This is a genomic window from Tessaracoccus zhenghani, from assembly GCF_055326325.1.
On sequence record NZ_JBUZNQ010000002.1, the window covers coordinates 264394 to 278754 of the forward strand.

Here is a 14361-nt window from a genome sequence, read left to right on the forward strand (position 1 = left end):
TCGGAGTGCGCGGTTGCTCAGGCGTTGGCAGCGACCTGGGTTCCGGCGCCCCGACGACGTACCGACGTCTGGGGGAGGGCTGCCGCGAGCCGCTCGTCGGAGCCGTGGACGGTGTAGCCGCCGTCGGCGAGCATCTGGAGGTCGGCCTTGCCGGCCTGGCCCTCGGAGGTGAGGTAGTCGCCGAGGAACAGCGAGTTGCAGATCTCCATGCCGAGCGGCTGGAGCGAGCGCAGGTGCTGCTCGCGCCCGGCGGAGACGCGCACGTCGGCCGCCCCGTGCACGAAGCGGATCATGGCGAGGATGCGCAGGCACTGGTGCGGGGTGAGCTCGTGGTGGCCCTGCAGCGGGGTGCCGTCGAACGGCATGAGGAAGTTCACCGGCACGGAATCCGCGCCGATCTCCTTGAGTTGGAACGTCACCTCGACGAGCTGCTCGTCGGTCTCACCCATGCCGGCGATGAGGCCGGAGCAGGCGGAGAGGCCGTGCTCGCGGGCGTGCTGGACGGTCTGCTTGCGGTCGTCGAAGTCGTGGGTGCTGCAGATGTTGTCGTAGTGGGACTCGGCGGTGTTGAGGTTGTGGTTGTAGGCGTCCGTCCCGACGGCGGCGAGCTTCTCCGCCTGCCCGTCCTTGAGGATGCCCAGGCAGGCGCACACCTCGACGTCGGGGTTCTCGTCCTTGAGGTCTTCGACGATCTTGGACACGCGGTCCACGTCGCGGTTCGACGGGCCGCGGCCTGAGGCGACCAGGCACACGCGGCCGGCCCCGGCCTGGATGCCGGCCTTCGCCGCGGCCAGCGCGTCCTCGTGGGTGAGCCAGGTGTAGCGGAGGATCTCGGCGTCGGAGCCGAGGCGCTGCGAGCAGTAGAAGCAGTCCTCGGGGCACTTGCCCGACTTGAGGTTGACGAGGTAGTTGACCTTCGTGGCAACACCGTGGAAATGGCGGCGCACACGCCCGGCCGCGGCGACGAGCTCATAGGTGCGGGCGTCCGGAAGCTGCAGGACGGCCAGGGCCTCGTCGGGGGAGATGGTGCCGTCGGCGATCGCCTTGTCGGCAAGGGAGTACAGATCCACGGGCTCGTTCCTTCGCGTTTGAACACTGTTCAGATAAGGAGCTTAACAGTGTTCAAATCCGCGGTGACCCGGGGATCCGGGCTCACGGGGCACAGTGCCACCACAAAACCTGGCACTCGGCTTGATTGAGTGCTAAAGCCGCGATAGTTTGGGGACTGGCACTCGACACCCTCGGGTGCTAACTGCCTAGGCGGCACCGCGACGACGCCCGGGTCCAACAGAAGAAGACATCTCAGCCGGTTTCGGCCGGAAGACACAAAGGAAGGTGTTTGACGTGGCAACCACGATCAAGCCTCTCGAGGACCGCATTCTGATCCAGCCCCTCGAGGCCACCCAGCAGACCCAGTCGGGCCTCTTCATCCCCGACACCGCCAAGGAAAAGCCCCAGGAGGGCAAGGTCATCGCCACCGGCCCCGGCCGCATCGACGACAAGGGCAACCGCATCCCCCTCGATGTCGCTGAGGGCGACGTCGTCATCTTCTCGAAGTACGGCGGCACCGAGGTCAAGTACGACGGCAACGAATACCTCCTGCTCAACGCGCGGGACATCCTCGCCGTCGTCTCCAAGTAAGGGCTGATTTCACCCATGGCAAAGATTCTCGCTTTCAACGAGGAAGCCCGCCGCGCTCTCGAGCGTGGCGTTGACGCCCTCGCCGACACCGTCAAGGTGACGCTCGGCCCCAAGGGCCGCTACGTCGTCCTCGACCAGAAGTGGGGCGCCCCGACCATCACCAACGACGGCGTCACCGTCGCCAAGGAGGTCGAGCTCGACGATCCTTACGAGGATCTCGGCGCCCAGCTGGCCAAGGAGGTCGCCACCAAGACCAACGACGTCGCAGGTGACGGCACCACCACCGCCACCGTGCTCGCCCAGGCCATGGTCCACGCCGGCCTGCGCGCCGTGACCGCCGGCATCAACCCGGTCGGCCTCAAGCGCGGCATCGACAAGGCCGTTGAGGCCGTCGTCGAGCGCCTGCGTGAGAACGCCCGCGTGGTCGACACCACCGCCGACATGGCGTCGGTCGCCACCATCTCCTCGCGTGACGAGCAGATCGGCGAGCTCATCGCCGAGGCGTTCGACAAGGTCGGCAAGGACGGCGTCATCACCGTCGACGAGTCGCAGACCTTCGGCACCGAGCTCGAGTTCACCGAGGGCATGCAGTTCGACAAGGGCTACCTGTCGCCGTACATGGTCACTGACACGGACCGCATGGAAGCCGTGCTGGATGATCCGTACATCCTGATCAACAGCGGCAAGATCTCGTCGATGAACGAGCTGCTCCCGCTGCTGGAGAAGGTCATCGCCGCCAAGGGCACGCTGTTCATCGTGGCTGAGGACGTCGACGGCGAAGCGCTCTCGACCCTCGTGGTCAACAAGATCCGCGGCACCTTCACCTCCGTGGCCGTCAAGGCCCCCGCCTTCGGTGACCGCCGCAAGGCCATGCTCGAAGACATCGCCATCCTCACCGGTGGCCAGGTCGTCGCGCCCGAGGTCGGCCTCAAGCTCGACCAGGTTGGCCTCGAGGTGCTCGGCCGCGCCCGCCGCATCGTCGTCACCAAGGACGCCACCACCATCGTCGATGGCGCTGGCGAATCCTCCGAGGTCGACGGCCGCGTGGCCCAGCTGCGCGCCGAGATCGAGCGCACGGATTCCGACTGGGACCGCGAGAAGCTGCAGGAGCGGGTCGCCAAGCTCGCCGGTGGCGTGTGCGTGATCCAGGTCGGCGCTGCCACCGAGGTGGAGCTCAAGGAGAAGAAGCACCGCATCGAGGACGCCGTCTCGGCTACCCGTGCGGCCATCGAGGAGGGCATCGTCGCCGGTGGCGGCTCCGCCCTCATCCACGCCGGCGCGGTGCTTGCTGACGGCCTCGGCCTCGAAGGCGACGAGCTCGCCGGCGTGAACGTCGTGGCCAAGTCGCTCGCCGAGCCGCTGCGCTGGATCGCTGAGAACGGTGGCGAAGCCGGCTACGTCATCACCTCCAAGGTTGCCGAGATGGAGGTCGGTCACGGCTACAACGCCAAGATCGGCGAGTACCAGGATCTCGTTGCCAACGGCGTGATCGACCCGGTCAAGGTCACGCGCTCCGCGCTGGCCAACGCCGCGTCCATCGCGTCGCTGCTGCTCACCACGGAAACCCTCGTCGTCGACAAGCGCGAAGACGAAGACGCCTGATCTGACATCAGTCGCTGCAAGGCCCCGCCCGGTTCGCCCGGGCGGGGCCTCCTGCATTGCCCGGGCGTCGAGCTGGCCAGCTGCCGGCGCCGGCGATAGCCTGGTCCCCGACCTGGGAGGGCGGCGAAGTGGGCAAGCGGATCACTGTGGTTGGCGCGGTTTCGGTGCGGGACGGACGCATTCTGGCGGCCCGCCGGAGCGACTCCATGTCACTGCCCGGGCTCTGGGAGTTCCCCGGTGGGAAGATCGAGCCCGGCGAGACGCCGCAGGAGACGCTGCGCCGCGAGATCGACGAGGAGCTGGGCTGCACCGTCGAGGTGGGCGACTTCCTCACCCGCACCGAATACCACTACACGTTCGGGCTCGTGGACCTGAGCACCTACTGGTGCCGGATCGTCGACGGTGAACCTGAGCCGGCCGAGCACTCCGAGCTGCGCTGGGTGGACGCCCATGAGCTGGCCGAGCTGGAGTGGGCACCGGCTGACGTCCCGGCCGTCGAACTGATCTTCGCGGCCCGCGGGCAATGGAGCTGACAGCGGGCTTTGGCCGCGACCTGACGTTCGGTTTCGTCGATCGCACGCAGACCTCACCCCGCCTCCACCACCCCCGGCTGATCGTGAACGAGGGCCGCGACACCATGCTGCGGACGATCCGCCACGAGCTGCGCCGCGCCGACAGCTTCGTGTTCTCCGTCGCTTTCGTCACCCCGGGTGCCATCGCCGTGCTGAAACAGGCGCTGCTCGACTTCCGGGGCGAGGGCACGATCATCACCTCGACGTACCTGGGCTTCAACTCGCCGGCCGCCTTCGACGAACTGCTCAACCTGCCGCGCATCGAAGTGCTGCTGCTGGACGGTGCCTCGGAGGGATTCCATGCGAAGGGATATGTGTTCCGTCAGGAGCACAGCTCGACGGCCATCGTGGGCAGCTCCAACCTCACTGAGTCAGCCCTGCTGCGCAACCACGAGTGGAACCTGCGCTTCTCAGCGTTGGCGGACGGTGACATCGTGCACCAGCTCGAAGCCGCCGTCGACAGGCAGCGTGCCCGCGCGGTGCCCCTCAGCCGCGCCTGGGTGGAGGCTTACCGTAAGACCTGGCGGCCGCCCGCCGCTCCGAGCGCCCCGCACCAGGTCCCGGAGGTGGGGGCCGGCGCGGCCGGCAAGGTCGTCGCCAACTCCATGCAGGTGGAGGCGCTGGCCGAGATCGATCTGGTGCGGGCCAGGGGGGAGAAGCGCGGCCTCGTCGTGTCCGCCACCGGCACGGGCAAGACGATCCTCGCGGCCCTCGATGTGCGAACGGCCCAACCGCAACGCATGCTGTTCGTGGTGCACCGGGAACAGATCCTGGACAAGGCCATCGCTGAATTCCGTCGGGTCCTGGGCGCCCCCGCCAGCGACATCGGCAAGTTGGCCGGCGGCCGCCGCGAAGTGGATCGCCGCTACGTGTTCGCCACCGTCCAGTCGCTGTCCAACGCCCTGGGTGTCATCGCCCCGGATGCCTTCGACTACGTCCTCATCGACGAGGTGCACCGGGCGGGCGCCGACAGCTACCGCCGCATCATCGAGCATCTCACCCCGGCCTTCCTGCTGGGCATGACCGCCACCCCGGAGCGCACCGACGGTTTCAACATCTTCGAGCTGTTCCACTACAACGTGGCCTACGAGATCAGGCTGCAGAAGGCGCTGGAGGCCGACATGCTGGCCCCGTTCCACTACTACGGGGTCACAGACTACGTCACCGGCGACGGTGAGGTCATCGACGACACGACCAGCCTCGCCCGCCTCGTGGACCGCGAACGCGTCGACCACGTGCTCGCCGCAGTGGAGCGCTACGGGCAGGCGGGGATCCCGGTACGCGGCCTCATCTTCTGCTCCCGCAACGAGGAGGCCAGGCAGCTGTCCCAGGTCCTCAACGGGCGCACCCTGCGAGGCCGCAGACTGCGCACGATGTCCCTGTCCGGCATGGACTCGGTGCGGGCCAGGGAGGACGCGGTCGCACGGTTGGAACGGGGCGACCTCGACTACCTCCTCACCGTCGACATCTTCAACGAGGGCATCGACATCCCTGCCATCAATCAGGTGGTGATGCTGCGCCAGACCCAGTCGGCCATCGTGTTCACCCAGCAATTGGGTCGTGGCCTGCGCAAGGCCGCCGGCAAGGACTACCTCGTCGTCATCGATTTCATCGGCAACTACGCCAACAACTACCTGGTACCGGTGGCGTTGTTCGGCGACTCCAGCCTGTCGAAGGATTCGGTGCGGCAGAATCTCATCGAGGCTGAGGAGGCCGGCTCCATCGCCGGGCTGTCCAGCGTCAACTTCGACGCCATCGCCCGCGATCAGGTCTTCAAGGCCATCGCCCAGGTCAAGCTTGATTCGATGGTGGCACTGAAGAAGGCCTACACAGAGATGCGCAACAGGGTCGGGGGAGAGCCGAAGCTCCTGGACTTCGCGCGGTTCGACACTGCGGATCCGGTGGTGCTGGGCACAAAGGAGAAGAACTACTGGCAGCTGTCGGCCAAGTTCGCCAACGTGCAGGGCCCCACGCCCCGCCAGACCAGACTGCTCAACCTGCTCACGGTCGAGCTGCTCAATGGGAAGCGGCCCCACGAACTTGTGGTGCTCCGGGCGCTGCTGGAGGAGGGCCGGCTCGCCGGGGCCGACATCGTCGAGCGCTTGCGCGCACGAGACTGCACCAGCACGCCCGAGGTGGTGCGCAGCGCCGTCAGCATGTTGACTCTCGGGTTCTTCCCGGCCAAGACGAAGCCCAGCTACCATCCGCTCGCGGTCGAGAGCGACGGCGGACTGGAACTGAGCCCCGAATTCCGCGACGAATGGGCCAACCCCGATTTCCGGGCGCAGGCCACCGACGTCATCGACACGGGCCTCTTCCTCGCCCGTCACCGGCACGGCTGGGCGCAGACGCTGCGCCCGGGCGGGCGCTACTCGCGCAAGGACGCCTGCCGGCTGCTCAACTTCCGCGGCGACGAGACGGCCACGCTCTACGGCTACAAGGTGGACGAGTTCTCCCGCACCTGCCCCATCTTCGTGACCTACCACAAGGGCGACGAGGTGGAGTCCTCCGTGGCCTACGGCGACGAGTTCCTCGACGAATCCACGATGCGATGGTTCACCCGCAGCAGGCTGCATCTGGGCAGCCGGGAGGTGCGCCGCATCGTCGAGCACAGCGTGGACCTGCACCTGTTCGTCAAGCGTGACGACGCCGAGGGTCGCGACTTCGTGTACCTCGGCACAGTGAGCCCGCACAACGCGCGGCAGGAGACGATGCCCATGGACGACACGATGTCCGTCGTCACGATGCACCTGCGCCTCGACGAGCCGGTGGAACGGGGCCTCTACGACTACCTCACGGCCGGCCCGGCCCCCGCCCAAGCGACGCTCGCCGATCTCGGGTGGCGGGAGGCGGCGCTCGAGCTGCCGCTATTCGCTCATCCTCAAACCGCGCAAACGGAAAAGGTAGTGCCATAATCGGGCGATGACCAGCACGCGCGACGACAATCTCGGCCAGACGCAACGCTCCCTGGCCGAGCGCGCGCGCGACGTCATCCGGGACCGCATCACCACCGGCGCCTACCAGCCCGGGTACCGGATCAAGGAGCGAGACCTCTCCGAGGAGCTGGGCATTTCGCGCATCCCGGTGCGCGAGGCGCTGGCCGGGCTGTCGACGGAGGGCTTCATCACCCTGCAGCCCCGCCGCGGCGCGGTGGTCACCGAACTGGTCCCGGAGGACCTGCGGGAGATCTTCGAGCTGCGCGAGGCCCTCGAGGTGCAGGAGGTCGAGCTCGCACTCAAGCACGGCAGCGAAGCGGAACGCGCCCGGCTGCTGCGCGTCGTCGAGAAGGAACAGTCCGCCCTGAAATCTGGAAACCGTGACCTGGTGCGCCGGTACAACGCGGAATTCCACGAGGTGCTGGTCCAGATGACGCACAACTCGCTCATGGCGTCGATGCTGGAACCGCTGCGCAACCGGTTGAACTGGCTGTTCAAGCAGAATGACGACCCGGCCGCCATCTGCGGCGAGCACTTCGAGATCGCCCAGGCCATCGTGTCGGGGGACAGGGCCAAGGCGCGTGCTCTCGCCGAAGTGCATGTGGAGACCTCACTCCGGCTCGCCCACACGCTCCTCTTCGGCGACACAGAAGCCTGACGCGGGTCAGGAGCGGAGGACGGTTCCGGCCTTGCCCTCGAGGGCAGCGCCGATCTTGTCCAGCGCGGTGATGACGCCCATGGGCCCACCCTGTTCGACGAAGCGGCGGATCGCCGCGACCTTCGGGCCCATGGAACCGGCGCCGAACTGGCCCTCGGCCTCGTGGCGGCGGATCTCCGCCAGGCTCACCTCGCCGAGCGGGGCCGCGTCGTCCCTGCCCCAGTTGACCCAGGCATTGTCCACGTTGGTGGCCAGCACGAGGGCATCGGCGCCCAGCCGGCGGGCCAGCAGCACGCTGGCCAGGTCCTTGTCGATGACGGCCTCGACGCCGTGCAGCACGCCTTCGGAGTCGCGTGTGACGGGGATTCCGCCACCGCCGCCGGCCACGACGAGCAAGCCGGCCTTCAGCAGCGCGTCGATCGCCGGCGCGTCAAGGATCTCGAGCGGTTCGGGGCTGGGCACGAGCCGGCGCCAGCGGCCGGGCTCGATCTCGCTGAGCATCTGACCGAAGTGGCTCAGCCGCTGGGCCGTCGCCTCGTCCACGTAACGCCCGACGGGCTTGGTGGGCTTGTCGAACGCCGGGTCATCCGCAGCGACGAGCGCGCGGGTGACGACGACGGCGGGCTTCATGGCGATCTGACGGCGCCCCAGTGCGCGGTCCAGAGCGTTGAGCAGGATGAAGCCGATCGACCCCTGCGTGTTGGCCACGCACCAGTCCAGCGGAACCGGAGTCAGCACGTAGGCGGCCAGGTCGTTCTTGGCCAGGATGTTGCCCACCTGCGGGCCGTTTCCGTGGGAGATCAGCACCTGGTGGCCGTCGTTGGCCAGAGCTGCGATCTGTTCTGCCGCCGCCTCAACGGCGGCTATCTGGTGATCGGCCCGTACGGATTCTCCGGGGCCGGTCATTGCGTTGCCCCCCAGGGCTACCAAGATCCTCATGTATATGGTATACCATATGCCAGAGGGTTTAAGAAGGCAGAGACGCCCGGAGAACAGGCAGGAAAGATGACTCACACCGCATGGCCGGACATGGTGGCCGGCGCCGCCGCCGACGAGGTTCGCGCACAACTCGCAGGCGGGGCTGACCCCAACGCGACGGCGACCCAGGCGCAGACCCGTTCCTCCGCGGTGCTGATCGCGGCGAGCGCCGGCAACACCGAGGCGCTCGAGGTGCTGGTCGAGGCCGGCGCCGACATCAACGCCCAGAACCGCATCTCGCTCAACCCGTTCCTGTGGGCCTGCATCAACAACGACCTGACCCTGGCGCGTCGCATGGTGGAGGCCGGGACCGACCTCGAGCTGGTCACCCGGTTCGGGGGAGTGGGCATCCACCCCTCCGCGGAGAAGGGGTTCGTGGAACTCACGCGCTACCTGGCCGAGGAGACCGACGTCAACGTCAACCACACCAACATCTGTGGCTGGACCCCGCTGCTGGAGGCGATCATCCTCCGCGACGGCGGCCCGGCGCAGCAGGAGATCGTGAAGATCCTCCTCGACGCGGGCGCCGACCCGAGGATGGTCGACCAGTGGGGTGTGACCCCGCTGCAGCACGCCGAGAAGTTGGGCTTCACCGAGATCGCCGAGCTCCTCGTAGCAGCAGGCGCCTGACATGACCGTGATGAGGGCGCTCGTGGCTGACCGGGAGTTCACCTCCTGGGCCGCCACCCGCCCGCGCGCGCGAGTCCACTCGGTCTTCGGGCGCACCATCAACATGGTCGACGCATCCGGCCTCTGGACCCTCGCCGCCGCGACGGTGCCGGTGGGCCCGCGCACCGCCGTCCTCGACGTGCCGTCCGCAGCAACTCTCAGGCTCGCCGTCGGCGATGAGGTGGATCTCGCCTCCGTCGACCTCAGGAACGCCACCACCTGGAATCCCGCCCACTGGCCGCTGTGGATCACGCGCGAGGCGCTCGACGTGGTGCGGGCGCACCTCCCGGTCACCGACGCGACGGACCCGTTCGAGCGTGCCGCAGAGGGACGGATCGCCACCCACACGGTGCGCCTCCAGACCGCGGTGCGCGGCGGCGACTTCACCACCACCAAGATCGCGGCAGCGCGCCTCATCGGCCTCGGCCCCGGTCTCACCCCGGCCGGTGACGACCTCCTCGCGGGCTTCATCATCGGCTGCCACGTGACGGGTCGCAACGCGGCCCTGCGGTGGCTGCGCTCCGCCGTCGCAGAGCACGCTGCGGCCACCAACGACATCAGCCTCACGATGCTGACCGCGGCCCTCGACGGCCGCGCGACCAGCGTCCTCCACCACCTCGTCGATGCGCTCGGCGCAGGCGACACCGACCGCATCATCGCGGCCACCGACCAATGCCTCGCGGTCGGGCACACCTCAGGACTGCACATTGTGGGCGGACTCGTCGCCGCCCTGGAACTCACTGAAAGAGGTCATCGATGACGACAACAACGACGCTCATCAAGAAGAACACCTACATCGACTCGGTCTCGCTGATGTCGGTCTCCACGAAGGCGAACGCGCTGCCGGGTGTGCAGCAGGCCTTCACCGCCATGGGCACCCCCATGAACAAGGAGGTGCTGGAGGGACTCGGTCTGCTGAGCGGGGAGGTCGCCGAAGCCACTCCCGGCGACCTCATCCTCATCGCCGTCACCGACGACGGCGTCGACACCGATGAGGTCATGGGCCAGGTCCAGGAGCTGCTCGTCCGCAAACCCCGCGGCGACGAGGAGACCGAGGTCACCTACCGCACCCTGAAGGGCGCCGTCGGTGGCCGCAAGGACGCCAACCTCGCAGTGATCTCCGTGAACGGGGCGTTCGCCGCGAACCAGGCGCACGCAGCGCTCGACGCCGGGCTCAGCGTGCTGATGTTCTCCGACAACGTCTCCATCGAGGACGAACTGTCCCTCAAGCGCAAGGCGCACGACAAGGGCCTGCTCATGATGGGTCCGGACTGTGGCACCGCCATCCTCGGCGGCGTCGGTCTCTGCTTCGCCAACGAGGTACGCCGCGGCCGCATCGGCATCGTCGGCGCCTCCGGCACCGGCAGCCAGGAGATGAGCGTGCGTCTGCACGCCTTCGGCGGCGGCATCAGCCACCTCATCGGCACCGGCGGCCGGGACCTCTCGGAGGAGATCGGCGGCATCATGATGCTCGACGGCATCGCCGCGCTGGACACGGACCCGGGCACCGACGTGCTCGTCGTCGTGTCCAAGCCCCCGGCGCACTCCGTGGCGAGCAAGGTCATCGACGCGCTCGCCGCCTCGGAGAAGCCCGCCGTCGTCTGCTTCCTCGGCGCCCCGCAGGAGCTCCTGGACGAGGCCGAGGCCAAGGGCGTCAAGGCGTTCAACCGCACCAAGCCCGCCGTCATCGCCGCCCTCGAGGCCAGCGGCGTCGACACCAGCACCATGAACCTCCACCCCCTCAACTGGCCCCTCATCGAGGAGGTCCGCGGCAAGCTCGCTCCCGAGCAGCGCTACATCCGCGGCATCTTCGCCGGCGGCACCCTCTGCGACGAGACCATGTTCCTCGCCCTGGAGGACTTCGACGACGTCTACTCCAACCTGCGCTCCGGTGAGTTCCACCTCGGGGCCGGCGACACGTCGAAGGGCCACACCTTCCTCGACTTCGGCTCGGACGAGTTCACCAACGGCAAACCGCACCCCATGATCGACCCGTCCAACCGCATCCAGCGCTTCCTGGAGGAGGCCGCCGACCCGGAGACCGGCGTCATCGTGCTCGACTTCGTGCTGGGCTACGGGGCCAACCCCGACCCCGTCGGCGTGATGCTGCCCGCCATCAAGCAGGCCAAGCAGCAGGCTGCCGCTGAAGGGCGCCACCTCGAGGTCCTCGCCTTCGTGCTCGGCACCGACGGCGACCCACAGGACTTCGACTCGCAGGTGAACCAGCTCACCGACGCGGGCGTCACGTGGGCATCGTCTTCCACCAACACCGGGCTCCTCGCCCGCGAATTCGTCAAGAAGGGCAACAACTGATGAGCATCGCAGACCTCCTGACCAACCCGCTGTCGGCCGTCAACGTCGGGGCCGAGATGTTCGCCGACGACATCGCCACCCAGGGCGCCCGCGTCACGCACCTCGACTGGACCCCGCCCGGTGGCGGCCAGCCCGACGTGATCGCCGCGCTGACCAAGCTGGCTGATCCCGCCAACGCCGAGCGCATCGAGGCCGCCAACGCCATCGCGCTGGAACGCATCGTCACCTCCCAGCCCATGCTGGTGGGCTTCGGCCAGGCCCTCGACGTGGTGCCCGGCATGACGAAGAAGACCATCCTGCACGCCGGCCCGCCCATCGAGTTCCAGCGCATGGCCGGCGCCATGAAGGGCGCCGTCACCGGCGCGCTGGTGTTCGAGGGCCTCGCCAAGGACCTCGACGAGGCCTATGAGTTGGCGCTGTCGGGCGAGATCGACTTCAGCCCCTGCCACGAGCACAACGCGGTGGGTTCCATGGCCGGCGTCACCTCCGCATCGATGTTCATGCACGTGGTGGAGAACCGCCCCTACGGCAACTACGCCTACACCAACCTGTCCGAGCAACTCGCCAAGATCCTGCGGATGGGCGCCAACGACCAGAGCGTCATCGACCGCCTCAACTGGATGCGTGACGTGTTCGGCCCGATCCTCCGCGACGCCATGGTGTCGGCCAAGGAGATCGACCTGCGCATGATGCTGGCCCAGGCCATCCACATGGGCGACGAGGCCCACAACCGCAACAACGCCGGGACCGCGCTGCTCATCCAGGCCCTGACGCCGCACATCCTCGAGTCGGGCTTCTCGACGAAGGACAAGCAGGACGTCTTCAACTTCGTGCTCAGCTCCGACTACTTCTCGGGCCCCACCTGGATGGCCACCTCCAAGGCCGCCATGGACGCGGCGCACAACATTCCGGACTCCACCGTCGTGACCACGATGTGCCGCAACGGCGTGGAGTTCGGCATCCGGGTCTCCGGCATCGGCGGCAACACCTGGTTCACCGGACCCGCCCAGCGTGTCGTCGGCCCGCTGTTCGCCGGTTACACGGCGGAGGACTCCGGCCTCGACATCGGCGATTCCGCGATCACCGAGACCTACGGCATCGGCGGCTTCGCCATGGCCGCAGCCCCGGCGATCGTCCCGCTGGTGGGCGGCACCGTCTCCGAGGCCATCGGCTACTCGAAGACCATGATGGACATCACCACCGGGACCAACCCGAACATCACGATCCCGCTGCTGGACTTCCGTGGGATCGCCAGCGCCATCGACGTGCGCAAGGTGGAGGACACGGGCATCCTGCCCGTCATCAACACCGCCATCGCGCACAGGGACGCCGGCATCGGCATGATCGGCGCTGGCATCACTTACCCGCCCCTGGAGGCGTTCCACACAGCAACTCTCGCACTGGCCGAGAAGTTCTGATCCTCATCACAATGGGTGGGCAGTGTTGCCCTCCCGGTAACCCTTGAAAGGGGAAACACCATGTCAACGCTCTCTGTTGACGCTGCCGACGCAGTGGACATATCGGACGAGACCTTCGCCGAGTACGCGTCGCGCGGCTACTCCGAGGAGGTGCTGCCGGTGCGCCGCAAGGACCGCACCTGGGGCATCCGCAACTTCGCGACGGTGTGGATGGGGCCCATCCACAACATCCTCAGCTACTTCACCGTCGTCGGCTTCTTCGCCTTCGGCCTGTCCGCCTGGCAGGTCATCGGGGCCATCATGACGGCGGCGGTCATCGTGTCGATCGGCTACGTCCTCAACGGCCACGCGGCCGCCAAGTACGGTGTGCCGTTCGCGATGCTCATCCGCGACACCTTCGGCGTCAAGGGCGCCGTGTTCCCGGCCCTGCTGCGTGGCCTCATCGCCGGCTGCGTGTTCTTCGGCCTCACCACGGTGTCCTCGGCCCAGGCCCTCGACGTCGTGTTCGAACGGCTCTTCCCGGGCTTCCTGAACCTCGGTGGGGGAGCGGACGTGCTCGGCCTCCCCATCCCGACGCTGATCAGCTACGTGGTGATGTGGGTCGTCACCGTGGTGCTCTACCTCGCCGGCCAGAAGTTCATCGGCAAGTTCTCCGACTGGGCCTCGCCCGCCGTCTGGATCCTGATGGTCGTCGGTGTCATCATCGCGATCAGCAACGCCGGCGGCGTCGGCGAGGTGCTCGCGCTCGACCCGATCACCGAACCGGTCACCGTCGTCGGCTTCGTCACCTGCGTCTCGATGCTCGTATCCAACTGGGCCGGCCCGATCGTGAACATCGCCGACATCTCGCGCACCGCCGCCAACCAGCGCGCGCCGCGCCTGGGGTTCCCCATCGGCATGATCGTGTCCTACATCCTGTTCGCCATCGTGACGGTGTCGTTCATGGCCAGCCTGTACGCCGTCAGCGGCGGTGAGATCGACGTCAACAAGCCCACGGTCTTCGTCGACGCCATCAACTCGATCGGCAACCCCTTCATCGTCATCCTGCTGATCCTGGCCATGAACGTCGGCGCCACCGCCTTCGTCGTGTTCGGCAACATGCTGCCCTCCGGGCTGCAGATGACGGCCCAGCTGCCCAAGTGGTTCACCGTGAAGACCGGCGGCCTCCTCGCCGCCGTCGTCGGCACGCTGATCCTGCCCTGGCAGTTCGTCGAGAACACCACCATGCTGTACCTCTTCTACAGCTTCATCGGCTCGATGTTCGGCCCCATCGCCGGCATCATGCTCGCCAGCTACTACCTCGAGCGCAAGCGCGTCCTGAACCTCGACCACATCTACACCGCCCCCGGTGCGGACGGCGGGTACCCGGGCGGCGTCAACTGGCGCGCGATCGGCGTGCTGGTCGTCAGCTTCGTCGTGACCATGTCCGGGAAGCTCTTCAGCGGCGTCGAACTGCTGGCCACCATCAACAACTGGGCCTTCTTCTGCGGCCTCATCATCGGGTTCGTGGGCTACCTGCTCGTCCGTCCCCGCACCACCACCAACTGATCGTCCACACAGACAAAGGAGTTACT

At 67.5% G+C, this 14361-nt stretch carries 12 protein-coding genes; 10 read left to right on the top strand and 2 right to left on the bottom strand.

Annotation, left to right across the window (positions count from 1 at the left end; all coding sequences use genetic code 11):
- Nucleotides 1-17: 17 nt before the first annotated feature.
- Complete coding sequence (bioB, locus tag ACZK4S_RS05045) at nt 18-1070, bottom strand: biotin synthase BioB (protein ID WP_463643559.1); 1053 nt, start codon at nt 1068-1070, stop codon at nt 18-20.
- Nucleotides 1071-1344: 274 nt separating this feature from the next.
- On the opposite strand from bioB, the gene groES reads away from it, so the two are divergent.
- From groES to ACZK4S_RS05070, 5 genes are all read left to right on the top strand, one after another.
- The gene (groES, locus tag ACZK4S_RS05050) at nt 1345-1641 is read left to right on the top strand and encodes a co-chaperone GroES (RefSeq protein WP_076059623.1); all 297 of its coding nucleotides are present in this window, start codon (nt 1345-1347) and stop codon (nt 1639-1641) included.
- 15 nt (nt 1642-1656) lie between these two features.
- Nucleotides 1657-3243, top strand: a complete 1587-nt coding sequence (gene groL / locus ACZK4S_RS05055) for a chaperonin GroEL (protein ID WP_076059621.1) — start codon at nt 1657-1659, stop codon at nt 3241-3243.
- 146 nt (nt 3244-3389) lie between these two features.
- Nucleotides 3390-3776, top strand: a complete 387-nt coding sequence (locus ACZK4S_RS05060) for a (deoxy)nucleoside triphosphate pyrophosphohydrolase (protein WP_463643560.1) — start codon at nt 3390-3392, stop codon at nt 3774-3776.
- A complete protein-coding gene (locus tag ACZK4S_RS05065) occupies nt 3767-6730 on the top strand; it encodes a DEAD/DEAH box helicase (protein WP_463643561.1) in 2964 nt (987 codons plus the stop codon). Before ACZK4S_RS05060 ends, ACZK4S_RS05065 begins: the two co-directional genes overlap by 10 nt.
- Nucleotides 6731-6737: 7 nt before the next feature.
- Nucleotides 6738-7409 carry a GntR family transcriptional regulator gene (locus ACZK4S_RS05070; RefSeq protein ID WP_463643562.1) on the top strand — a complete coding sequence of 224 codons (672 nt, stop codon included), beginning with the start codon at nt 6738-6740 and terminating at the stop codon, nt 7407-7409.
- Nucleotides 7410-7415: 6 nt separating this feature from the next.
- Here the strand turns inward: ACZK4S_RS05070 and ACZK4S_RS05075 are convergent, their stop codons facing one another.
- On the bottom strand, nt 7416-8348 hold the full coding sequence (locus tag ACZK4S_RS05075) for a carbamate kinase (RefSeq protein ID WP_463643563.1): 933 nt from the start codon (nt 8346-8348) through the stop codon (nt 7416-7418).
- A 66-nt stretch (nt 8349-8414) separates the two neighbouring features.
- On the opposite strand from ACZK4S_RS05075, the gene ACZK4S_RS05080 reads away from it, so the two are divergent.
- The 5 genes from ACZK4S_RS05080 to ACZK4S_RS05100 are packed head-to-tail and all read left to right on the top strand — an operon-like array spanning nt 8415 to nt 14335.
- Nucleotides 8415-9017: an ankyrin repeat domain-containing protein gene (locus ACZK4S_RS05080; RefSeq protein ID WP_463643564.1), complete on the top strand. Its 603-nt coding sequence runs from the start codon at nt 8415-8417 to the stop codon at nt 9015-9017.
- A 1-nt stretch (nt 9018) separates the two neighbouring features.
- Nucleotides 9019-9816, top strand: coding sequence for an oxamate carbamoyltransferase subunit AllH family protein (locus tag ACZK4S_RS05085; protein WP_076059608.1), 798 nt, complete (start codon nt 9019-9021; stop codon nt 9814-9816).
- A complete protein-coding gene (gene fdrA, locus ACZK4S_RS05090) occupies nt 9813-11369 on the top strand; it encodes an acyl-CoA synthetase FdrA (protein WP_463643565.1) in 1557 nt (518 codons plus the stop codon). The genes ACZK4S_RS05085 and fdrA overlap by 4 nt, the downstream gene beginning before the upstream one ends.
- Entirely contained in the window at nt 11369-12787 is a 1419-nt protein-coding gene (locus tag ACZK4S_RS05095; protein ID WP_463643566.1) for a YlbE family protein, read from the top strand. The genes fdrA and ACZK4S_RS05095 overlap by 1 nt, the downstream gene beginning before the upstream one ends.
- Nucleotides 12788-12847: 60 nt before the next feature.
- Nucleotides 12848-14335, top strand: a complete 1488-nt coding sequence (locus ACZK4S_RS05100; protein WP_463643567.1) for a cytosine permease — start codon at nt 12848-12850, stop codon at nt 14333-14335.
- Nucleotides 14336-14361: the final 26 nt, after the last annotated feature.